This window comes from Bradyrhizobium sp. AUGA SZCCT0182, from assembly GCF_018130185.1.
Lineage (GTDB): Bacteria > Pseudomonadota > Alphaproteobacteria > Rhizobiales > Xanthobacteraceae > Bradyrhizobium.
This window is the reverse complement of sequence record NZ_JAFCLY010000074.1, coordinates 1-23,826: the sequence shown is the minus strand read 5'-3', so window position 1 is coordinate 23,826 and position 23,826 is coordinate 1. Positions and strand designations below refer to the sequence as shown.

Below are 23,826 nucleotides of genomic sequence, written 5' to 3'. Positions count from 1 at the left end.
CGGCGGCTTCGTTCGCAGGACAAGGACATTACGCTGCTGATCACCGAGTCGAATCCAAAGCTGCTCGAGACATTTGCAGACGTGACGCTCACCATTGAAAGAGGTGAGATCGAGGGCCCGCCAAGCTAATCGTGCGCGTCAATGTCTGCTATTGGGGGCATATAGGGAACCTAGCGGTTTCGTGAAACAGCGTCCGCTTCTTGGACGAAAGTAGACTGCCACGTGTGCCTTTCAGTGCTTAGACGCGCCTAGCTCTCCAATTCACGCGCGGTCTCCAGCCTCCCAATCCATTTGAGAAAGGCCGAAAAGTCTCCGGGCGCAAATCCCGGCTTTCAACGCGAAATTCTCTCGATATTTCAAAGCCCGAAATTCATTTGGGAATGTCGGAGTTCGATCCTTCCCAGGGCAGCCACCCATTCCTGCGTTCGGCCAAGCTTCCGAAGAGACACAAGAATGGGCCGGAAATCCGGGCTTTTCGCGCATTCGCTTTCGTCTCTGGACTCCGGGTTGGCCGGGGTGGAGGCAGAAGTCGGCGAAAGTCTCCGGCCTTCTCCGCGAATATTCCCTTTTTGAAGAGACGATGGGCGGAGACCGGTTGATCACGACTGCCGCCCGATCAACGCAGTCGATTTCGACCACTGATATGGTTTTGAGTAAAGGCTTATCAGTTGGCGACTGGGTAGCCTTCTACCATGCGTGACCGGGCCGATGCTCTGATCGCCACACATGAGCAAGAACTCTCTGACCTTTAAGCGCGGCGCGACAACCGTCATTGCCGAAGGTTGCTTTGCGATCACCTGCGTCACGGTGATGGCAGTGACCTATAGTCTTATTGTCGCCCTTCCGGCTCGCAAGCCAAGGCATCAGCAGCATTACAGGCGGGCTGCTCACTCATGACGCCCCGCCTATGAAGGGCAAAGTCCTCGGGGGGCGCAAATGGTAGGGCCGCTGAAATGGTACGATGCCGACGCCGACAACCCGCCCTGGATAAAGGCGCTTGCCGAAGTCCGGCATCGGGCCTGCCGGGAAGGGTGGTGCTACCACCACGTCCAGGCGATCATTTTCTCGATCGACCAGTACGCGAAATGGAAGGCACCGATTCGCGGCTCGTAAAGCTCTTTTCTGGGGAATACACCCTGGAATCACGGTCCCGTGACCTTGTAACCCCTACCTGTGCTGCCCAGATTCGGACCAAGCCTGCCGAGGAGGGCCGGGGAATGATCAATGAGGAAGATTTCGACGTAGCGTCCGAGCCGTCGGTCGACATGGCGTTTATCCGCCTGGAGCGGAAATTCCGCACGACCTACGAGGCCAATTTGCAGAACAGTGACGGCAACGGCTCGTACTACCACTATACGACCGAATACATGAACCATGTCGCGGCAGCCGCCGACGCCCTCGGCATCGAGTTGTTCGATTTCGGCTATTCGCCGCCGAAACAGAACACCATCTTCGACGACTACCAGGCTTTCCGACAGATTTTGGACCGGTATATCGTGCGCCATACGATCAACCACATCCGGTCGGGGCTTAAGAACTCGGTGGTCCTTTCGACCGCTGAGAAAGAAAAACTTCGTCACTACGTCGCGCAGATCAAGGAAGTCATCGACAAGGTCGACTTGGTCCCGGGCAAAAAGGAACGGCTGTACGACCTCATCAACGCGTTCCTCGCCGAGCTGGACCGTGACCGCACCGGCCTCCAGCGCTTTGGTGACCTGATGATCGGGCTTGCCCACATCGGCGGCGAGATGGCGAAGGAGATGGAGCCCGCCTGGAAGTGGGCGAAACTCGCTGGCCAGGTTCTCGGTGCTCGCGTAGACGCGGAACAGACCAAGTTGCCGCCGCCTCCGAAAAAGATTGAGGGACCGAAGCGTCCGACGGCTGCACCCAAGAAACCCACGACGATCGACGACGACATCCCATTCTGATGAGCGCCAGACAGGAAATATATAAGGCGACCCGAGACGGCCAGGATAAGTACACTTACTTCCTACTTGCCGGTGCTGGCGCTGCCATTGCGTTTGCGGTGACGCAATCGCAGACGGCTACGCTCACTTGGTCGAAACTACCGCTTGCCCTCGCCGTATTTTCTTGGGCATTCAGTTTCTACGCAGGATGCCGGCAACTCCGCGACGTGACCAACGTCATGCGGGCGAATTACGACCTGCTACGAGTCGAGGAAGGGCTGCACCCGCAATTCCCCAACCACCCCCAGGTCGTGGAAGTTCTCACGGAGGCCACTCGCGAAATGGCCGACCGGACCGGCCGGTGGGGCGCTTGGCAGTTTCGTTTCCTGATCCTCGGAGCCGTCTTTTATGTGCTCTGGCACATCACCGAAATGGCGCTGCGCACACCGGGTGTGACGGTCCCCTATCTCGGGTACTCGTAGTCACGCCTCTCGTCGCCTGAAACCCGATAAGGCCCACGCCACGGCCCAGCCCAGCAGCAGGACCGTCAACGGAACGACCGCAGCAACAGCAGCGGTCTGACTGAACATCCGCCACGGTTGGCGGCCCGTATAATCGGTGCCGCTGGTGCCCCTGGCTTCCTTGCAGTGCACCGGCAGCAGTATCAAGCCCAACTCGTCCCAAGCCTACCAAATCCAAGTAGTTTGTAGGATTGTACGGAAAGCGCGCCGACTAAATCGGCTTTCAGGTGCGCAGCACAAAAGCCATCAGTCCCGGTCGCGTTCCTGAATACCTCGTTCCGTCCACCGCGACCATCGCGGCGTAAAGACAAGCAAGGGTAACGGCGCCCGCTCCCAGCAGGCGGTAAGCTCGCGTCTCAGTAAAGCGTTCGAGAAATAAGTCCACGTTGCGGGATTAAAGCGAGTCAAGTGCGATGTCGAGGACTTGGACCGCACGACGTGAGAGCAGCTAAGCTCTCTTTCACTCACCCATGATCTCGAAATTCGTTCGCGTCAGTCAAGCCGCCAAAGGGACCGAAATACGATTGACGGCTTCAGCGTAGTCCTTCAATCATTCTAGTTAGAAAAACAATTCATAAGGGGGGATGGAAACAAATGATTTCGAAATGGATCAATGAATACCCGGTAATGACTGCGAAATTCGAGGAGTATGGGTGGTTCGTTGCGCCGTTCATTGTCGGGCAGGAATTTACAGAGCTAAAAGCTCTCTCGCAGTTTATCGTTGCCAATCCACATCAAAATGCCAATGACAGAAAACTGATCGAGCAAAAGATATTCGAGAGGCTTTGCGACGTTGCGTATAGCCATCAGGTGCGGGCGCGGTACGTTTGGCTTGGGCTTCAGACGCCGCATTTTAAAGAATACTCGCACCTGTATGAATCCGCGATCTTCAGCTATTACAAGCGGGAGTACCCAGCCGCAGTTGCGCTGCTTCTTATGGCGCTCGAAGGCGTGGTGCTGTCCATGGCGGGATGGCAACTTGGAAATCCTAATAGGAAACCGAGTTTTGCGGGCCTGAAGAGCGCAATCGCGGGCATTCCGGTCCATCATTTTCAGGGCGCTCCCGAATTCGATACGGTTCAGGACATGTATCGGAACGCTTTCAGCAACTTTATCAATCAGTCCATTTATATCGACACGAGCGCTGCCGACTTTTCATTGTCCGTTCTTAACCGTCACGTAGTTCTGCACGGAATGGATTCGGGCAACTTTTATAGAATTGAAGATGTGCATCGTCTTCTGCTTGCGTTTGATCTGCTAGCCGATCTCCTTTCTATGTCGAGCGGGCTTCACTATTCGGTAGTGCCGGACACGGCAACCGGATACAGCGAACGTAATGAGTATTACGAACTGCTGCGGACGGGGAACATTTCGGTGCGGGACGCGGCAGAGCGGGAATTTAAATTTCTGTCTGAGCATCCTAATTATGTGCGGCCACCCAACGAGCCAGTGGTGTTGTATGGCCTCTAGTTAGCGGCGCGCTATAGCGGCTTGCGCAGCTCGAATAGGTCGCTTGCGGGAATTCGGCTCCGCTCGCTTTCCTTGTATTTGCCTGAGCAAGAACACTCCTCAAAGCGGTAGCTATCGCTTATGCGGACTTTGATAATTGGGAAGCCGTGTTTGCGGCTGTCTTTCGTCGTCAGGAATCAGTCACAGAATCGTTCCAGCGACTTTATCCGCTTCGTGTCGCAACGATGCACGCTCGGCTAATAACGCAGGACGACGAGGCTTTATCTGCGAGCGATTTAGATGCCGGTGATCGACATGAAGCTTAGTACGGCTTCTGCTCCTCGCATCCGCTGGCGCGTAATTTCGAAGTCTTCGTGCGGAGCTCCAGGAGGTATATGGGCTTTGATTTTGTCGTAAATCTTACGCGCAGCAACGCGCGAAATGGTTCTCCCGTTGTTGATCCTGGTCGCTAGTGCCTCTGGACTATCGCAGCCCTCCCTGATGGTTCCGCCTAGAGTAGCCAAGACAGTGCGCAGCGGTTGTGACGCGTCCCCGCTGCTTTTCGCGCGCGCCGTCTGCAGCTGCGCCGGTAGGCCTGCGAGAAATGCGAGGTCAGGGACGACGCGCGAGGCGAAATGACGAGCGTATTCGCATTTGCCCAAGCTGTCTGGCCGTTCCACATGAGCTGCCTCAATTTGGCAAAGCGGGACCCCCGCCATCCACAGCGGCAATAGCTTCTTGATAGCTGGCAATGCTTGGGCCGCTCGTTGCTCGTCGTTAGGAAGCTCTTTATATTTCTCACCAAATAAGCCTTCGAGACTTTCAGGCCGCACCATATCCATCAGAATAATAGGTTTGGTAGTCAACCAGCCAAGCAGCGCGGCTATGACATCTGCGGATGTGCCGTCGAGTTGGCCCTTATCTGCAAGGTCGAGAATCTGCTGCAGAATCTCCACCGACAGACCTGTCGCTCCTCCAACTTGCTCGATCCATTTTCCTCCCTCTGGAAGGTCAACTTTCGTTTTAGCCGCGAGTGCGGAGGTTATCCTGCTTTGGACCCATGCCGGATCGCCAGCAGTTTTAGCTCGAAAAACCGCAAATGACCGGTTGAGTACGGACACCGCCGGGTCGTCGCCTGTACCAATTGATACCGGTAGTTTTCCCAGAAAGTACGCGGGGGTGCCGGTTCTCGTTACCCCGTTGTGAATCTGATCCAGAACGTCTGTCAGGGGGTCGTCGATGACTAGGCATTGGTCTGCCTGTTCGAAGATGGCCTGTAACTCCATCCAATGGCTGTTGATCTTGCCTCCCTCGTCGTCGAAATCGATGACCTTGCTGGGAACAAGGAGCACAAATCCCTGGGCACCTTCTCCAGCACGACCAGCGCGGCCAGCCGCGTTGAGCAGTTCGTGCGCCTCAAGCTTTTTCATCTTATCCGCGCCTGGGTCGAACCGGCTGTCCCCGGATATGATTACGACTTCGCTAGGGAGATTCATTCCTTGCGCCAAAGTTGAGGTTGCGAAAAGCACGTCGATGCCGTCGCGCCGTTTGAAAAGCGATTCGTGCAAATCCCGCTCTTCTCTTAATAGCAGAGAATGGTGACTCGCAGCGCCCGTCTTCAACAAGCCGTCCGTATCCAGCTGGACGTAACAGTATTCAGCTCCGCCCATTTCTTCGACCGCCAATGCACGCCAAGCAGCTTCTTCCTCGTTCAGAGCAACCGGGCGAGGCGAAAGTCGTTCGGGAAAATTATTGACGCAGCTTTCGCAGAACACAGTCGTCTGCACAAAGACGAGTGTTTTCATACCGGCAGAAACCGATGCCGCGGCAATAGCGCCGCTTACTTGATTTCCATTTGGTGTGAGATACCAGCGTCTTCCTGTATTGGTAGAGAGCAATTGGGGCTCCGGCAGCAAGGGTAGAAGCGAATAGTCTTCTCGGTTTGTCGTGCTCCACGTTTGCAGCAATCCAAAAAGCCCGAATGGATGGGCGAGCAGCTCGCGCTTGACCGCGGCGGGTGTGGATTTCTGATTTGGCCGTTCACGCCGAGCCCGAACTAACTTAGCGTTCAAAGTTTCTATCTGGTCGGCAGGGTAAACAACGCAACCTCTAACCTGCCTGGTTGGTTTCCATGCCAAATCAAGCGGAAGACAGTGCCTTCCGGTAAGAGACCCGATCCAGCCCGCGATTTCGGCTGTATTTTTCATCATGGCTGAGAGCAAGAGCAGATCCGCACCAGGCGCGATCTCTGTGAGGTTTAACAGCGTCAACATGGCATCAAGTCCGCGTCGGCTACGATCTTCCTCGCGGGGATGCAGGAGATGACATTCGTCGAACACAATAAGCTTGAGATCGGCAAACGCGTCAGGTTGGATGGATAGCAGCATCAAACAACGTTCGGGCGTTGTAACAGTGACCTCCGGAAGCTCGATGGCGGCGGAGAACGTTAGATCCTCATCAATGTCACCGAGAACGTCAAAGGTTTGAAAGGTGCGCTTGAGTGCACGGGTGGTCTGCCCGACCAAGGCATGCGTGGGCGCTAGAAAGACGACCTTTCCTTGGCGAAGAAGGGCGCTAGCGATCTTGAGCTCGGCAAGAGTCGATTTGCCGCCGCCGGTTGGAAAACTGATCGCAGACGATACGCCTTCCGCAAGATATCCTTTCTGAACAGCCTCGCGGTGATTCCGCCACAAGAACGGACGTTGGCGAGCCATTCGCCTAATAATGCGCCACCACCCTTCCTCTGGCACTCCGGGCGGTGTAGGGACACGCGTTAGCGCGGTTTCAAGTAGGTCGCGTTCCACCGCGAGGAGAAGATTCGCGAGATGTAGCGGGCCAGGATAGAGGCTGACGACAGTATCGCCGGAGTCAAGTATTCCATCGATACGCTCAGAGCAGAGCGACTTACAACGCCGGAAGATCGACGCTGCTGTTTCGGCGCCGCCCTCCTCAGGTGAGAGATCCACGCGAGAACGGAGCTGCGCCGCTAACCGTCGAACTCCGCGAAGCAGCAAGAGTTGTAACGCTTGAAGTGCGCGCGCACTTATGTCGGGTTCCGACAGCAGCGGCGTCTCTGGTCTAACAACAGCGATCAGGTTGCCTTGTGCGAGATTTCTGATTGCTTGCAGTAGTGCCGCTTCCACGGGGTTGTCGCCGTTGGCATCGGGGATTATGCGTTTTGCGGCTTCAGCCGCATCCGCATGAGCCTCCGCTACCAAAAATAGGAGGGTCGAGCATATTTCCGGGGAGAGCGCTGCGGCATCGACGTGGCTTCCCGTCCCTTCTGCTGGTCCGCCCAACATGCATGCTTGGTGCGCTGATGCAGCGACAAAGGCCGCCGCTGCACGATTTTCGCGTTCGGGCAGCAAAGTGACGTAGGCTTCGTGGGCAGCGGCAACGCGGCGCAATTCCCCCAGGCTCTCGACCAACTCTTCGCGTTCGCCGGTCTCTGAAGCCGCCCGAAGGCGAATGCGGGCTGAGACAATATCAGCAAATGCGTTGGTCAGCCTCTTAGGCAAGCCTTCTATGTCGAGACCGTCAAACGCGGGAGCACTCTGAATTAGCGCCGTCGTAATGGGATCAAACATTGGTAACCGTCGCTTTTACGTGCGCGATTGCGCGATCGGCAAACTTCTGCATCCATTGGCGCAGCTCGGGGATATGAATGGTTTCGGCCCGGCGTCGCTCAACACCGCCAGGCGCTGATTCGTCAAAGCCTTTGAAAAGCCGCTTCCGTCCTTGTTGGCCGCTATGCGTTTCACCAACTGTGATGCTTACGCGATACCGCCTTGCGTCCTTCCAAAGAATGTTGCTGATCGCAGCATCAATGTCGAGCTCGGGATCGAGGTGCTTTTGAGTTTCCAGGGCTGCGCTGACATCGTGCGTAAGCTGGTTCACACGCTTTCCCGATTCAAGCGCCGTTATTCCTGGCCACACATCCTTGCGGATTGTTTCACGCGGATTATCCGTGGCCTTGTCTTCGAAGATAATGACCGCGGCGACCGATTTACCGTCTTCGGTCAATTGCAACTGCAGGCCGTCGAATCCTTTGTGCGCTTTAATAATATGCGGAGGCCGTGTGACCGCGCCGTGGCTTTGCTGGTGCGCAGCAATCCAAGAAATCGTCTGGAATACCCAACCGTCTCGATGCCAAGGGTCTTCACCGTCCGGAACGGTGAGAAGGTCAATCGCATCCGCTGCATGGTCATGGGTCGTAGCCGGATCGGCGGATTCGACTCCGGCCAAAATCTTACTAACGTGGCGGAATTGACCGAGTGCAACTCGAGCAACCTGCTGAGCTAGCTTTTCTTGGTCTTGAACCACCCAAGACCAGCCATGGCATAAATCGCCGTGGTCGATCTGAGAAAGCGTAAGCGTCATTCTCCTTAGAAACCTCTCCAAAACCTTGGGTGCACGCTAACACCGCGAGTTGTGAATGTCACTGTTTCGCTTTTCAAATGTCGATCCTCCTCTCACGTTGCGAACCGGGCACCAGTGGGTGGCCGCTCGCGACATGAACCGCGTTTGCAACGGCAACGAAAACCTTCTGTGCGACGGTGCGTACACCATGTTTGAGTGGCATAGCTGGTGGAATAGCCGGGCCTTGTGTGTACTCATTCGGCGCAAACCCATGCTCAGCCTTGTTGGCGGGCTGCTTCGCTCGATCTAATTCGCGGTCGGTCTTTGTCCCAACAGGTCATATAGCGCTGCGACAGATTCTTCCGCCACATCGTCCATGCCGCATGACTCCAGCCTTCTTGTAGCGATATCCTTCGCCACACGAATGGATCGAATTGTTCGACTGATAAGGAAATTACACAAAGCTTATCGGTGTGACGCGATGTTCCATAACATTGTATACGCGACGCCGCACTCGGTGCGCGCCCTATAACCCGCGGACCGAAGCCGATTTGAAGGCCGCCTGCATCCGCGGCTTGAGGCAAATTCTCGCGTAGGAAACCGATCTCCTCGTCGGTGACCTCGTTGATCGACGTTAGGTACTAAGAGTGTGGCCGTCGGCTTCGCCGTTCCACCGGTCGCCGCGCTTGTTCAACTCGTCCATTTTCGAACGGGCTGCTAGCGCTTAAATCCGCATGATCTTTGCATCTGGGTCGATCAAACGGGCAGCAAGCGCAGGCCTGTTGGTGCCGGGCCAGGATCTCGGTGATGGCTCGCTGCAATCATCACCCGCACAATGGACTTCGTGGAACAAGCCAACACGAGCGCAAGTAGAAGTGTCGCAGACGTTCCTCAAGGTCTGACGCCAGTTCTCTCGTTGCGGTCCCTTGGAAAGCGGTCTAGCGCAGCAATCCAGGGAAGCGTGGAAAGTAAATAACTTGTATTTTGCCGCTGATTCGCAGCAGCTACGTTTTTGAATGACGATGGAAGTCTCGTGAAAAAAAGCAAGAAGGTCAGCGCCCGCGGTGCGACCAGGAAGAGCGCGACCAACGACGGCAGAAAAGCCGCGGTTTCCGCGATCTCGACGTCCTCGCCCCTCGGCATGTTGGCGCTCCATCTGCGCGAGCAGTTGAAAAAGTCCGGTCGGGACGGCTTGGTGTTTCTCGCGGAAGACGAGAACAGGGCCGAACGGCTCGGCGGCATCGTCCATGCTCTCGATCCATCGCTCGATGTTCTCGTATTCCCTAGATTGAATACGTTGCCCTTCGATGGGTTGGAACCGTCGCGCGAGATCGCTGGCAGGCGGAGTTCGGTCTTGCGCCGTCTTGCCAAAAGAAGGAAGCCGATTCTGCTCGTCTCGACGGCAGAGGCGATCATGGAGCGGCTGCCTTTGCCGGCGAGTTGGTCGCGCATCAGCCTAAGCCTGAAGGTGCAAGCGTCGTATGCCGAGCGGGACCTCAAGGACCGCATGGAAGAATTGGGCTATGATCTCGACGAAGAGGCAGAATATCCGGGCACCGTGCTCTTTCACGGCGCGACATTCGAGATCTTCCCGGCCGGTGCTCTCGGGCCGTACCGGATCGAGCATTCCGGCGGTGCGATCCGCAGAATTGTTGCCGTCGACCCGAATGAGCATGACGTCATATCCGATTTCAAGGAACTGATTGTCGATCCGATGTCGGAGCGCCTTGCGCTGGGCGGCAGCCGGGCGCTGCGGGCTACCTTCCCGGACTATTGCGATCGGGCACGATGGATCGTGGATGCAAAAGTACCTGTTCACGCTGACAGCTGGCTGAGTACGATCGAGGAGGCAGCTGGCCGCAGGGATTCGGAACGCGAGTATCTGGGGCGAGGGGATTGGAAGAAGCTGAAGCAGCGCATGAGTGTGCTTCCCGCTAAAAAGGCGTTTGTGGCCACGCCCGACTTCTCGAAAGTTGCGGCGCCGAGGAAAGCGCTTCGCGCGTTCGTGGCCAGTGCGGAACGCGCCGGATCTCGTTTGCTCTTCGTCGCCGCGGTCGAAGACGATCTGCGCGCGATGGAGCGCATGAGTGGGGTCAGGGCGGACCGTTTCGCCAACTGGGACGAGGCGGCGGAGGCCAGAAGACGCGAGGGCGCGCTGTTGGCCGACTTCGACGCGGGCTTTTTCGCTCCCGGCAAAAAGCAAACCTTGGTTGTGACCGCGTCTGACGTACTCGGTAGCCGCGCCCATCATCCGCAACCGATGGCCAAAGCCTGGACAATCGCCTTCAATCACCCGGATATTCCCGAGCGCGGCGCGGCCGTCGTTCATCTCCAGCGTGGCTTGGCTTTACTTGATCGTTTGCAGACCCTCGACATGGGGAACGGTACAAACCGCGAGATGATCAGGCTCGAATTCGCCGGCGAAGATGCTGCGCTTGTTCCGCCTGCCGATCTCGCCTTGATCTGGCCCTACGCTGTGGAGCCCGGTAAGCTCACGTTAGACAAGGCCGATGGCAGCACGTGGTGGAACAGACGTGGCGAGGCCGAGCAGGAAATCGAAGCAGCGGCCAAACAGCTTGCGAAACATATCGCCCAACGACGGCGCCGGCGTGCCCCCAAGCTGGTCGCTCCGGGGGCGGCCTATGAAAGATTCGTCGCGCGCTTTCCGTATTTCACGACGGTTGATCAGGCCAAGGCGATCCGGGACGTGCTGGACGATCTGGCGGCTGGTCACCCGATGGACCGGGTGGTCTGTGGTGATGTCGGCTTCGGCAAGACTGAGGTCGCTTTGCGGGCGGCGGCGGCTGTCGCGCTGTCAGGAAAACAGGTCGCTGTTGCGGTTCCGACCACCGTCCTGGCCAGACAGCATGTCGAGACGTTTCGCAAGCGGTTCGGCCCGCTCGGAATCGAAGTGGCGAATTTGTCGCGGGCTGCGTCGGCGGCGGAGATAAGAGATACGAAAGAAAAACTCCGCCGAGCCAAACTGAAAGTCGTTATTGGCACACAAGCTCTCGGCTCGACTGACGTGAGGTTTGGCGACCTCGGCCTTGTCATCATCGATGAGGAGCAGCACTTTGGTGCGGCGGAGAAAGCGAAACTTTCGGGTCTCGCGAAGGGCGTTCATACTCTTTGGATGAGCGCTACGCCGATACCGCGCACGCTGGCGGCGGGTCTTGCGGGGTTCAGGGACCTGAGCGTTATTGCCACGCCACCAGTTCATCGGCTGCCTATCGTCACCAAGGTTGCTCCGCTATCGGACGCCGCGATCGCCGCGGCTTTGCTGCGTGAGCAGAGGCGCCACGGGCAGAGCTTCCTGATTTGCCCCCGTATCCAGGATTTAGAGCCGATGCTGGCAAGGATAAAATTGATTGCTCCGGAACTTCGCATCGTATGTCTCCATGGCCGGTTGCCTGCCGAGGATATCGACGATCGAATGATGCGCTTCGTCGAAGGTGAAGCGGACGTGCTCCTCGCGACCAATATCGTGGAGAGCGGCCTCGACATTCCCCGGGCGAACACCATCGTCATCTGCTGGCCGGAGAAGTTTGGTCTGTCGCAGCTTCATCAGCTAAGGGGCCGCGTCGGACGGGGCGGCACGCGTGCTTTCGCGTATTTGTTAAACGAGTCTAACTCCGAACAATCCGAGAAGCGTTTGGCTGTGCTAGAAGAGTTCAGCAAGCCTGGCGCCGGCTTTGTCATCAGCGAGCGTGATCTGGATCTCCGGGGCGCCGGAGACCTGTTCTCCGAACAGCAGTCTGGCCATCTGCAGGTATTCGGGCCGATGCTCTATAGCCATCTTCTCAAGCGGGCGTCGGAGAAGGGCGCCGACGGTGGCGCCGAGCTGTGGGTGCCTGATCTGAACCTGCCGATCGCCGACATGCTGCCCGCGGGCTACGTACAGTCGGACGCTGTTCGCCTGGAAATCTATGGCCGTATTGCTAGATGCCGGACCGAGGATGATCTCGAGGATTTGGAGGACGAAACCGCACGTCGTTTCGGCAGGCTGCCGCCGGAAGCGCGCGAGTTTTTCGCGGCCGCAAGGCTCAGGCTCGATTGCAAGCAGCGCGGCATTGTGAGGCTCGACGTCGGCCCCGAGGCTGTTGCGGCGACGTTTCTCCCTGGTCGGCTTCGCAAGTCGAGAGCGAAGTCGCTGCAGCGCGAAGGCGATCGCGTGGTCTATATCGGCAATCGCAATGCGAAGCCGTTCGACCGAATAAGCGACTTCCTTGAGTTGCTGGACGAGTAGTTGGCTAGAGCCGTTCTATAAGATTCGATGGCCGAAATTCAGCCGACAAGCTGGTACTGATCGCGCCAACGCAGCGGCAGGAGCTTCGGGATTTGACCGAGTCTGACGGACGGTTCGCCGTTGATGACCGACTCTATTGTTGTTGGAGCGAGAAATGCGAGGCGAAGACCTTGCCGTATGACCTTTGCATTATAACCGGCAGCAACGGCCAAATCTTCGATCGACTTGTACTGACCGCTAGATAGGTGGCCAAGCCAGACATGGGCCCGGGCAATTGCCATGACCAATTTAGGGTCAGGTCCGGCATCGGTCGATGCAAATTGTACCTGCGCCGGCGCCTGCGCTCTCGGCTTTTGCTGCCATGGAATTTTAATTGGTAGTCTCGTTTTTCCTACACCCCGCAGTGTGATTTGGATATTTCCCGCTGATACTGTCACTCGATCGACACGGTCGAACGGATCATCCGTGCTCGATTCCGCTCCTAGTTTTTGCCGAACTGCCGCCTCAACCAGACTTTCGATTTCCAAGGCCGAAATTCGGGCCACTGAGCCCGCTTTGTGTTTCCGACCGCGCAAGGCGGTGCTGATGTAGAAGCGATAGCGGACGCCGTTCTTGCTCGAAAACGTTGGCCCCATCCGGTTGTCCTTGTCATCGAAAAGCTTGCCTTTTAGCAAGGCGCCACTCTCCGAGAATTTCGTACCGCGCCTGACGTTGTTCACCTTGAGCAAATCCTGGACCTGATCAAAGGTGGCTCGGTCGAGGATTGCTGCGTGCTCTCCCTTGAACCACTTGCCGCCGTGGTGGGTCTCTCCGAGGTAGATGCGATTTTTGAGAAAATAGGCGAGGGGACCGTAAGTGAAGGGAATGCCGCCCTGATACTTGGCAACTTTGGTACTGCGTCGCTTGGTGACGATGCGCCTTCTGTCCAGTTCGGCAACGAGCCTGCCGAACGATCGTAATTCAAGATAAAGCTGGAAGATGGTCCGAACGGTCTGAGCTTCGTTCTTGTTGATGACGAGCTTTTTGTGCTTGGCCTCATAGCCAAGCGGAACGGTGCCGCCCGTCCATTTGCCCTTTTTGCGGGAGGCGGCGACCTTGTCCCTCACTCGCTCGGAAGCAAGCTCCCGCTCGAACTGAGCGAACGACAAAAGGACGTTGAGAGTTAATCGTCCCATCGACGTGGTCGTGTTAAACTGCTGCGTTACCGCCACAAACGAAATAGAGCGTGAGTCAAAGGTTTCGACGAGTTTTGCAAAATCGGCCAGGGACCGGGTTAGGCGGTCAATCTTGTAGACCACCACCACGTCGACTTTGCCGGCTATGATATCCGCAAGCAGCTTCTTAAGGGCGGGGCGGTCAAGATTGCCGCCGGAATAAGCGGGATCGTTATACTGCTGCGGCAGAAGCCGCCAGCCCTGTGAGGCTTGGCTCTTAATGTAAGCCTCACAGGCCTCTCGTTGAGCGTGGAGGGAATTGAACTCTTGTTCCAACCCGTGTTCGGTCGATTTACGAGTGTAGATTGCGCAGCGGAGTGGTCTAGCCGATTCAACCGGCATGGCCGTCGCCCCCAACCGCGGCGCCAGCAGATCTCAGTCCGAAGAATCGTGGACCGTTCCATCTCGTGCCGGTGATCGCGGTCGCAATCTCAGACAGGCTGGCGAAGGTTTTGCCCTCGTAGGCAAAGCCTTTATCCAGCACCCGAACCCGATACGTCCGCCGATTCCAGGTCCGGACCAACTCGGAACCCGGCTTGATCCGCCGGGGTAGTTCCAGGCGAGCATCGGGTTTGGCCGCTGTGGCCTTGATGAATTGATCCAGGAGACGCTGGGCCGCGGCGGGGAGGCCGCCATAGGCCTTTTCCTGAATGCGGTGGGCGATGCTGCGCCTCAGGAGGTCCGGGCCGAACGCCTTGGGCGGTTCGGCCTTAAACAATTCCCTATACCGCTTCCGCAGTGCGACGATGGGCGTGGCCGGCAGGCGCTCCAACTCGGCCTCGACTTCGGCGTTCACTTTGGCGCCTGCCGGCCACGGCCGCTTCATGCCGCAGCTCCGGATTTTGCGATGCGATAGAATCGCCGGTCGCCGATCGTTTCTGACGTGAGCGCCAGCTTGAGCTTCTTCTTCACGACGCCTGAGAAGAAGCCGCGCACCGAGTGGGGCTGCCAACCGGTCGCCTTGACGATGACGTCAATCGCTGCGCCCTTGGGCTGCCGAAGCAGGCTAAGGACCTTTTCCTGCTTGGACGCCGCTCGGGAGCGGCTGCGCGCCTTAGAAGCTCGCTTCTTCACAGGCTTGCTTGCGGCCTGACGCCCGCGTTTATTGCGAGTGGTCTTCGCTGCCTTCAATCTCTTGGACTTGGCTTTGGCCATTCGTCTCTCCCACCATCAACGACAGCATCATGTGCTGCCACTGAGACAGGCCCCGTCGGAGGCAGGGCGAGAGCCGGGGGGCGGCGCGGTCAGTCTCGCGCGATGCGGCTCATCAGATCGCACCATGCTGAACCGCGTCATTGATGACCGTCAGTAGCGCTCCAACAGCGCCGGAAGTCGAGAGGATTAGCGGATAATCTTGTGGCGAAGATTTGGCCCGCCGGATCACGATGTGATCGCAACAGACGGGCCCCCCTGGAAGCGGGCCTTTGTTGACGAGTTGTTACGGCCCTTGGGCTGAATTGCCAACTACGAAACTGCGGAGCAACCTGACCGGTCGCACCCGATGGCGCAGACGAGCGCGACGAAGTCGGGTACGTTCAGCCGTTCGCCGGCTTCGTATTTGGCGGCAAAGGACGGAGGCGATCGAGCGAGCTCTCGCAATACGCCTATCCTACCCAAGCAAGAGAAGTGTCATACCTATATTTGGAAGTCTGTGACGCTAGTGCCTGTGTGATGCTGTCTACTTGATCATCAAATTTGCTCTGCGGAAACGAAAGCAACTCGGCCTCCAATTCTCGAAGATAGGGAGCCTGTCTTGGGAAGAAAACAAGCCCCTTCTCGAATTTGTCCTGCTGGGCGTACAGCCGAGCTTGCTTGTCACGCTCAACCGGGATGAGGTGAACGGCATAAACTCCCGCCTGACGAAGCTCTTGTGCAAGAGGACTGCCGGTGGAAGCATCCTCGATCAAGATCGTATTCGGCTTGTACTTTTCAGCCAACCTGATCGCAGTTTCCTTCAGACGGGGATATTCGAACCGCCCTCGCACCAAATCCATAAGGTAGAATTTCTTGTCTAGCCGGAGCCAGGTAGTGCACACCGAAAAATCGTTCTGTGCTCCATTCTTTACCGCTGTATCCCAGCTTTGAAATACCTTCGCTGGATACTTTAGGTCAGGGAGTACATCCCAGTATTGAAGCCACTCGCGCCTGACCATGGCTCCTCCGGGTGGGACCGGAGATTGCTGGTATTGGGCTGCAAAGTGATCGGACCCTAATTCCCGCCTAAGACCCTCGAGGACTTCAAGCGATTCCCGTTCGGGGTGGAGAGCCTCACCAGCCTGCCTGAAATGAAAGCTATTGGGCCCGATCTGGACGCGCTCATCTTCGGAGGCGATTGCCGGCAAGTTCAGGATTGTCCAGGTTTCTGGAAAATTCTCTGTTAGGTAGCCTGTTAGATCATGTTGGTGGACGCGCTGCATAACAACAATGATCGACCCCTTGGCCTTATCGTCCAGCCGCGAAATCAAGGTGTGAGATATCCATTCATTAGCGGAGTTGCGAATCGGCTCAGACTGAGCGTCGATAGGTTTCAGCGGATCGTCGATAATGAAGCAATCGCCACCAAAGCCCGTCAGAGCCGCGCCGATCGAGGTGGCTTTACGCAAACCCCGCTTGTCCGTGTAGATTACCGAATCGGCGATCCGTGAAATGCGGGTACCGGGGAATGTCTTTCGATACCAGTTCGAACGCATCACCAATTCGGCGTCCCGAGCATGCTTTGCTGCGAGGTCTGTGCCGTAGCTGATGCCGAAGATCTTCTTCCGGGGATCGTGTCCAAGCCAGAAAGCCGGAAAAAGAACGGAGGTCATCAGAGACTTCAAGGATCGCGGAGGAAGGTTGATGATCAGCCGTTTGATCTCCCCAGACATCACCTTCATCAACACCCACGCAATCGCGTCGAGATGCCAGTTGTGCTGGAATGACCCACCTTGAGTGATCTCACGTACACCCCGCTCCGTAAACGACATAAAGTCGTGCTCAAGGGCATATCTGAGCATCTGAAGTTCACTGACTGCCATTGTTCTTCCCCTGTACTCTGCGCGCAAACGCGTCCAACACCGCTATGTCGTCTGCATTTAGTTCTTCGCCGTGGAACTCCCCGGAGACCAATGCGGCGAACCTGTTGAGGACAAATGCCGCGCTTTTCACATCGCCCTTCAACGCGAGTTCGAGTTGTTTGCGATGTATCCCTTCCAGAGCCGGTATCTTCTTTATCCGCCCGTTCGGTTGCCTCAGAGACAGTTTCTCACTGAGCATTTCCCTCAGGATCGTCGATTCGTTTTTTGAGCCTCTCGGCCGCCCCTTCGGATTGCCGCTCTGGCCGGGCTTGAAGCGCGTTGCACGCGGTGGCTTTCCGTAACCCACGGCATGTTCGTCATCTAGCCGAAGCCGAAGTCGCTTTATTTTGCGCTTTCGAGGCGGTTCGCCTGGTGTTGTTGTATTCCTGGTCATCGAGCTTCCAAGTATCTGGGCGGAGAATGAGTGAAAGCTTTCGTCGGAGGCGCGCGGCTCTATAGGCGTTCGCGTCTTCTCTTGCGGCCCCTGACTGCCGCTCTTTGCCCGACGATTTCGTCGTAGGTTTCACCGGTCTCAAGGACCGCGTCGCGTCCTGTAAAATCCTGCCATCGACGAATGGCGACATCGACATATTGTGGATCAATCTCGATCCCGTAGGCTCGACGGCCTACCTTCTCGGCGGCTAGGATCGTCGTACCCGAGCCCATGAATGGATCGAGGATAATACCCCTACGCGGCGAACAGTCGCGTATCGCGTCTGCGACCAGCGCGACAGGCTTTACGGTCGGATGCGCCGCTAGGTCGGCCAAGCGGCCCGAACGAAACGAATTCGCACCGGGATAGGACCACACGTTCGAGCGATTCCGGCCGTGCCGACCAAGTTCGATGTTGTTCTGGTGCTGGCCGGTGCCATTCTTGAACAGTAAGATGAACTCGTGCTGCGATCGGTAGAGCGAGCCCTGGCCCGCGTTGTTTTTGACCCAGACGATAATGTTCTTCAATTCGGTGAAGATCTCATTGCCCACGAGCTGGACCTGGGTGAGATGACGCCAATCCATGCAGATGTAGGCTAGGGAGCCATCTGCACAGAACCTCGCGGCAGATGACATCCATTTCCTGGAGAATGCATCGAACTGCGCGTCGGACATCTCGCCCGATCCGGACAGAAACTCGCGGTGTTTTATCGACCCCCGGCCGACGATGGCTTTAATTCTTAGATTGTATGGAGGGTCCGAAAAGAGCATCGACGCGCGAGCATTACCCATTAATCTAGCCAAACAGTCGTAGTCGCAGGCATCGCCACAGTAGAGTCGATGATCGCCCAAGTGCCAAAGATCACCTATCTCCGCCGTTGCTGCTCCTTCGCTCAATGACGGCACGCTGTCGGCTGGATCGCCTTCCGAGTCCACGAAATCAGCGGCTAGCCCGTCTATTTCAGGAGTGTCGAAACCGGTAATGGAGATATCCAGCTCTATCTCGGATAGAGGAACGATGAGAGCGCTGAGTTCGGCTGCAGCCTTTGCTCGGTCCCAACCGGCATTCGCCGCAATCTTATTGTCAGCTAATGCCAGTGCCCGTTTCTCCGCATCGTTGAGGTGCGTTACGGCAATCACTGGTACTTTGGTCAGTCCGAGCAATATTGCGGCCGCGAGGCGGCCGTGACCTGCAATGACGACGTCGTTTTCGTCGACTAGCACCGGGACGATAAACCTGAACGCTGTTAGGCTACCCGCAATCTGGCGAACCTGTTTTTTCGAGTGGATGCGAGCGTTTCGTTCGGAGGGTTTCAGCGATGAGGGCGACCGCATCTCCACAGACGGATGATACTCATGCCGTTCCGTCTTGATTGTAGCCCTATTTGCAACCTGCAACGACGCTTCAATTGGACGTAGCTTCATGAAAGTTGTCCTGGTTTATCGACTAGGATGCGCGACCGCGCTTGCGGGGGAGGGAGGTCGACAGCTGCTGGTGTAAGATCCGTGCAGGGCCTTCGAGAGAAAACCACGAGCAAGATCTACCGGCCTCTTCCAATTGAAACTTAAAGGCCTCTGTCTCACTATCGAACAAACGAAGGTACGGTTCAGACGACTTGTTGCGTGCTGCCCGCATATCGGACACGACTAACAAAAAATCGGACGTAGGTCCTCCAAACTCCACTTCTCCACCTTCGGGCGGCGTTTTTCGTAGCTGGACCGGCCGACGCAAAATTGCTTCGTGGCGACGAGACAGATCTGCGCGCACCGGCCGTAGGCTCGATACAACGAAGTTCTGCGGCCATCCGTGCTCCAGCATGCGCATACCGATAAAAAGGGCGCACGCATCTGCGAAGGAAAACAGAGTTATTGCGCCTTTTCCTTCAGGCGCCTTGGCACAAAACGCAAATCGTGGACCCGCGCCGGTCGCTAGTTTGCGGTCAACGTCCAAGAGCCGCTTCAGTCGCGCCTTTAGGGTCGCGCTTGGCTCGGCAGAACTCTCGCCAATGGCTCGGGAAATAGCCTCCTCGACTTGGTTTCGTTTGAACAGCATAGAAGCGCTTATATGGGTTTCAAATGATCGAGTCAACATTCAGCGGCGTTCGCGTAATGAGCGGTTATGGAACTGTTGGCTGCCGTAGGCGACGGTTCGTCAACTCCCTAGTCTTCTAAACGTACCCAGGTAAGAGTGGCCAAATACACAAGACATCCTAGTTTCGAGAACCCGGGTGAGTTTTGGACGAAGCCGGATTCTACCGTCCGTAGTTGGCTGCGAAGCTGACTTACCTGGCGTATAACCCCTGCCGCGGGGTTGCTGGCGGAATGCTGACGATAAGCACGGAACGGTGCACGTAGCTCGAACCTGACAAGGTCGGTGCGGCAGGACCACGCTATGCCGATGGCCCATTTAGCAGCGCTCTTGCCGCGCGCAAATCTGGCGCATCGAACCCTTCGGTAAAGCGATTATAGACTCGCGCCAAAGTGCGCCTCACCTCGTCATGGTGACCCTCGGCCGCGCATAACTGGGCACGGCTAAGGGCAATCCGCAGCTCCCAAAACAAGGCGCCCTGCTCACGAGCGATTTCGTTTGCTATCCGAAAGCACTCTTCCGCCTCGATAGCGGGCGAAGTTTTCGACCGCAGCATTAATTCGCCCTTCATACGCATAAGCTCCGCCTTGTACCAACCCTCTTCGTTTTTGCCTGCCCACGCGATTGCACGCTGCAAAGTCGAGCCAGCCTCCTCAAGACGACCAAGCCCGGCCAAGCCTTCTGCAAGACAACTGAGGAACTGGACATAGTGCATCTGCCAACCTGACCGCTCGCAGGCTTCCAATGTCTGCGATATCAACTCAACGCCTCGACCGAATTCACCACGTTCGATCAGCAGCTGTCCTTTCCAGCAGGTCGCCATCATCTTCCACAGAGTTGCATCGAGGCGTGCCGCCCAGTCGCTCATCGCCGCGATAGCGCGTTCGGCGGCTGCAAGATCACCCGTCATCAGCGCGATCGGGCACAACGCATCGTGCACGACCCAGCAGACGGTGATTCCCGCGCCGGACGATTGAGCCATCTCGAAGCTGGACCGGGCCTCCGCGTAGGCTCGATCTATGTAGCCACGAAGGCTGAGCACGCGCGCTAGTCTCACGCGCGCTAACACTTGCGGGTCGCGGCGGAACAGCATCGAGTGATGCCCGTCCGAGGGAGCGACATAGAAGTCGACCACGCGCTGGAGGTAGTCTTGTGCGTCGGTCAACTTGCCTGCAAAGAGCAGAGAGGCGCCGAAAATGCGGTCGCCTACTAACTTCATGGTATCGCCGCCGCGTGTTGTGACGGCGGCAAGGTGCTGAGCGGCAGTCAGTGCGGCTTTATGGTGGCCAGACGTGAACTCGAGGGACCATTGCAAGTAGAGTAGGCCTGCCTGTAAATCCAGGTCATCGATGTCCGCAGCGAGATCTATCGCCTTCATGAGCGCAGCGCGAGTGCGCTCGACCGGCGCAAATGTCATTGTGAGCGCCTCTTCGTAGGCAATCCACATGCGAAACTCCGTCGCCTGGCTCAACTGGAGGCCAGGCGACCGCGTCGCCAGCATGCTTTCGACACGGTCGCGACACTCTCCCATCAGCGACAACATCTGCCAGATGGGCGCGAACGCAGCTGTAAGCTTCGCGCCGATTTCGGCATCGCCACCGGGCGAGAACGTCCAGTCGAGCGCAGCGCGGACATTGTCGAGTTCGCGACAGCAGCGCGCTACATCATCGCGACTGAGCCACGCTTTCGCGCCGGCCGCTATTGGAGAAACGAGATCCTGGAGATATTCGGCATGGCACCGCGCGGCGCCCGGATACTCACCATGTTGGGTGAGCTTCTCCAGCGCGTACGCGCGTATCGTCTCGAGCAGGCGCCATCGCATTGGCGGCGTCGAATTGACGCGCTCGCAGAGCGACTTGGACACAAGGCTGGACAACTCCTCGACGATCGACTGACCGGATCGGCCTATAACGCCCACGGCCTCGGCGGCCTCGAACGTAAATCCCGCTGGGAAGACTGCAAGGCGACGCAGCAGGCGTTGCTCTTCCTCCGAGAGTAGCTCGTAGCTCCAGTCAAGCGCGGCGCGCAAGGTTCGATGCCGCGGGATCGCGGTGCGACGTCCACTGGTCAGCAGCGCAAAGCGATTGCGCAGGCCGGCAGCCACCTGTTCGGTTCCGACAAAGGCTGCGCGCGCCGCAGCAAACTCGATGGCGAGCGGAATGCCGTCGAGGTGTCGGCAGATCTCGGCGATCGACAGAAGATCCTCTGGCTGTGGCGAAAAATCGGTGTCCAGTGCCTTTGCCCGGGTGATGAACAGCTCCACGGCACTGTGGCCGAAGATGATGTCGGGTGCCTCTTGGTCAAGCGCGGGCACGTCGAGCGCCGGCACGCGGTAGACGGCCTCACCTTGGATCCGCATGACTTCGCGGCTGGTCGTCAGAACCGTGACGCGCGGGCACAAGCGCACCATGGCCTCTACCAGGTTGGCCACCGCGTCGATCAGATGCTCGCAATTATCGAGCACGAGTAAGAGTTGCCTGTCGCCGATGCCGTGCGCGAGCGACTCCGCCGTGACCCGCTCGCCGCCGAGCTTCAGTTCCAGCACGCCGGCCACCGCGGACGGCGCGAGAGCGGCGTCGGAAAGCGACGCCAGTTCGACGAGCCACGCGCCATTCTCGAAGTCGGTGAGCAAACCGCGGGCGGCCTTAACAGCAAGCACCGTCTTTCCGATCCCCCCCGGTCCGGTCAAGGTCACCACGCGATAGGCGGAGACGAGGTCACGCACGTGCTGCACCGCCGTCGACCGGCCGACGAGCTGGCTGACGATCACTGGGAATTTGGTGGACGGGCGCTCTGCGGATTGGGGGCGGGGCAGGGGCGTCGCCTCGGTCGTCTCGCCGTGCCGAACGGTCCAATCTCCGACCAGTCGGTACCCCCGACCGTGTGACGTCTTCAACATGCCACGATCCCTGCCGAGCGCCTTGCGGACAGCGGATATGTGAACTTGAAGCGTATTGTCCCCGACGATGGCGCCTGGCCAGATGCGCTCCATCAGATCATCTTTGGTGACGAGCTGACCGCCCGCCCGGATCAGGACCTCGACGATCTCAAACGCACGGTTGCCGAGGGCTATGGGCGCACGGCACGACCGAAGCTCACGTCGGCCGAGATCGACCTCCCATGGCTTGCAGGCGTAGATCAGATTTGGAACTACTCCGGACATCCTGAACTCTTGGTGGGGACTGCTCACGCCGCGTACAATTGAAGCTCGAAAGCGGTATCAAACACCGTTAAGCCAAGCTCCCACCCGTGTCGACGGTTCCCACGACTAGCCCGTGTCGGCCAGATTGCGGACCCGTCCGCGCATTTCGCCCCGAGATTGAATGCTTAGCAGCTTTGCTGACAACAGGCGGCGGTGCAAGGCGCTGTGCCGGTTCCCCGTGCACCGCCGTTCTGAGGCGGCCGCTTCGCTTAAGAATTCTTAAGCCCCTGCCCAAGGATTGGCTGCAGGCGAACAGATAAACGGGCTTCTCTCTGTGGGGAGTAAGACATGGTTGGATCCGATGCGAACATCAAGTCGCCCATCCTCGGCCCCGCCCGAGGCGGTCTCGCCCCAAGGCAGGTGAAGCGCGCCTGCGAAAGGATTGAGTCCGAGCTCAACGGGAAACTTTCATTGCGAAAGATCGCGGCCGAGTTTGGCCTCTCGGTCAGCCAATTCTCTCGCGCGTTTCGGATTTCTACTGGTCTGCCGCCATACCAGTGGCTACTTGGGCAGCGCATTAGCGCGGTTAAGCAAAGTGAGGCGCGAAAGACAGCGATCCTGAATTCAGCGCTCGACTGTATCATTACGATCGATCACGAGGGATCTATCACTGAGTTCAACCCGGCTGCCGAGCAAACCTTCGGCTATCGCCGGGACGACGTCCTTGGCAAAGATCTGGCCGCCATTATCGTCCCGCCTTCAATGCGGGAGAAACACCATCATGGGTTAACCCGCCACTTGGTGACCGGTGAGGCGAAAGTCCTCGGAAGGCGCGTCGAGATGACAGCGATCCGCGCCAACGGCAGCGAGTTTCCCGTGGAGTTAGCAATCTCCCGTATCCCGCTGGACGGCCCGCCGTCATTTACGGGCTATCTGCGTGACATCACCGAGCGAAAACAATGGGAAGAAGAACTGCGGCGAAGTGAGGCGTTTCTCAGCGAAGGGCAACGCCTCAGTCGTACGGGCAGTTTCTCATGGTGTTTGGCGACAGGCGACATTATGTGGTCTGATCAAGTTTATCGTATTTTCGAATTTGATCAGGCGGTTCCTGTAACGCCCGAACTGATTGCCACTCGCGTTCACCCAGAAGACGTGCACCTGTTGCGCGACATGATGAACCGGGCGAACAGTGCAGCTGACGGTTTCGAGTACGAACACAGACTCCAGATGCCGGACCATTCGGTGAAGTATCTGCACCTCGTCGCTCACGCGACCCGAAACCAACATGATCAGTTAGAATACATTGGTGCTGTTCAGGATATCACGAAGCGACGCCTCGCGGAAATGGCGCTCGGCGAAGTCAGATCAGAGCTGGCTCACGTCGTGAGGGTCGCAAGCCTTGGTGCATTGA

At 57.5% G+C, this 23,826-nt stretch carries 15 protein-coding genes and 1 pseudogene; 7 read left to right on the top strand and 9 right to left on the bottom strand.

What is annotated here, in order from left to right:
* Window positions 1-936: 936 nt before the first annotated feature.
* From JQ611_RS40185 to JQ611_RS40170, 4 genes are all read left to right on the top strand, one after another.
* Window positions 937-1,113 carry a hypothetical protein gene (locus tag JQ611_RS40185; protein WP_212468689.1) on the top strand — a complete coding sequence of 59 codons (177 nt, stop codon included), beginning with the start codon at window positions 937-939 and terminating at the stop codon, window positions 1,111-1,113.
* Between the two features lie 104 nt (window positions 1,114-1,217).
* Entirely contained in the window at window positions 1,218-1,928 is a 711-nt protein-coding gene (locus JQ611_RS40180) for a hypothetical protein (protein ID WP_212468688.1), read from the top strand.
* Window positions 1,928-2,389 carry a hypothetical protein gene (locus JQ611_RS40175; RefSeq protein WP_212468687.1) on the top strand — a complete coding sequence of 154 codons (462 nt, stop codon included), beginning with the start codon at window positions 1,928-1,930 and terminating at the stop codon, window positions 2,387-2,389. The genes JQ611_RS40180 and JQ611_RS40175 overlap by 1 nt, the downstream gene beginning before the upstream one ends.
* A 633-nt stretch (window positions 2,390-3,022) precedes the next feature.
* The gene (locus JQ611_RS40170) at window positions 3,023-3,898 is read left to right on the top strand and encodes a hypothetical protein (RefSeq protein ID WP_212468686.1); all 876 of its coding nucleotides are present in this window, start codon (window positions 3,023-3,025) and stop codon (window positions 3,896-3,898) included.
* Window positions 3,899-4,173: 275 nt separating this feature from the next.
* Here the strand turns inward: JQ611_RS40170 and JQ611_RS40165 are convergent, their stop codons facing one another.
* Together JQ611_RS40165 and JQ611_RS40160 are read right to left on the bottom strand one after the other, a co-directional pair.
* Window positions 4,174-7,464 (bottom strand): DEAD/DEAH box helicase, encoded by a 3,291-nt coding sequence (locus JQ611_RS40165; RefSeq protein ID WP_212468685.1) that lies wholly within the window; start codon window positions 7,462-7,464, stop codon window positions 4,174-4,176.
* A complete protein-coding gene (locus tag JQ611_RS40160; protein ID WP_212468684.1) occupies window positions 7,457-8,257 on the bottom strand; it encodes a hypothetical protein in 801 nt (266 codons plus the stop codon). The genes JQ611_RS40165 and JQ611_RS40160 overlap by 8 nt, the downstream gene beginning before the upstream one ends.
* A 1,120-nt stretch (window positions 8,258-9,377) precedes the next feature.
* On the opposite strand from JQ611_RS40160, the gene JQ611_RS40155 reads away from it, so the two are divergent.
* Complete coding sequence (locus JQ611_RS40155; protein WP_212468692.1) at window positions 9,378-12,482, top strand: DEAD/DEAH box helicase; 3,105 nt, start codon at window positions 9,378-9,380, stop codon at window positions 12,480-12,482.
* A gap of 38 nt (window positions 12,483-12,520) precedes the next feature.
* Here the strand turns inward: JQ611_RS40155 and JQ611_RS40150 are convergent, their stop codons facing one another.
* The 7 genes from JQ611_RS40150 to JQ611_RS40120 form a co-directional block, all read right to left on the bottom strand.
* Complete coding sequence (locus JQ611_RS40150) at window positions 12,521-14,038, bottom strand: recombinase family protein (protein WP_212468683.1); 1,518 nt, start codon at window positions 14,036-14,038, stop codon at window positions 12,521-12,523.
* Window positions 14,028-14,522, bottom strand: a complete 495-nt coding sequence (locus tag JQ611_RS40145; RefSeq protein WP_212468682.1) for a DUF2924 domain-containing protein — start codon at window positions 14,520-14,522, stop codon at window positions 14,028-14,030. Before JQ611_RS40145 ends, JQ611_RS40150 begins: the two co-directional genes overlap by 11 nt.
* On the bottom strand, window positions 14,519-14,851 hold the full coding sequence (locus JQ611_RS40140; protein ID WP_212468681.1) for a DUF3489 domain-containing protein: 333 nt from the start codon (window positions 14,849-14,851) through the stop codon (window positions 14,519-14,521). The genes JQ611_RS40145 and JQ611_RS40140 overlap by 4 nt, the downstream gene beginning before the upstream one ends.
* Before the next feature lie 449 nt (window positions 14,852-15,300).
* Window positions 15,301-16,713, bottom strand: coding sequence for a phage terminase large subunit (gene terL / locus JQ611_RS40135; RefSeq protein ID WP_249133841.1), 1,413 nt, complete (start codon window positions 16,711-16,713; stop codon window positions 15,301-15,303).
* The gene (locus JQ611_RS40130; RefSeq protein WP_212468680.1) at window positions 16,700-17,146 is read right to left on the bottom strand and encodes a DUF5681 domain-containing protein; all 447 of its coding nucleotides are present in this window, start codon (window positions 17,144-17,146) and stop codon (window positions 16,700-16,702) included. The genes terL and JQ611_RS40130 overlap by 14 nt, the downstream gene beginning before the upstream one ends.
* A 59-nt stretch (window positions 17,147-17,205) precedes the next feature.
* Window positions 17,206-18,609 (bottom strand): DNA methyltransferase, encoded by a 1,404-nt coding sequence (locus JQ611_RS40125; RefSeq protein WP_249133840.1) that lies wholly within the window; start codon window positions 18,607-18,609, stop codon window positions 17,206-17,208.
* Window positions 18,610-19,574: 965 nt separating this feature from the next.
* Window positions 19,575-22,436, bottom strand: coding sequence for a winged helix-turn-helix domain-containing protein (locus JQ611_RS40120; protein WP_211995958.1), 2,862 nt, complete (start codon window positions 22,434-22,436; stop codon window positions 19,575-19,577).
* A gap of 369 nt (window positions 22,437-22,805) precedes the next feature.
* On the opposite strand from JQ611_RS40120, the pseudogene JQ611_RS42280 reads away from it, so the two are divergent.
* Both JQ611_RS42280 and JQ611_RS40115 read left to right on the top strand, forming a co-directional pair.
* A pseudogene (locus JQ611_RS42280) lies at window positions 22,806-23,009 on the top strand (AraC family transcriptional regulator); the annotation flags it as partial.
* A partial coding sequence (locus tag JQ611_RS40115) for a PAS domain S-box protein (RefSeq protein WP_312012399.1) occupies window positions 22,992-23,826 on the top strand: 835 nt, incomplete at its 3' end. The pseudogene JQ611_RS42280 and the gene JQ611_RS40115, both read left to right, overlap by 18 nt.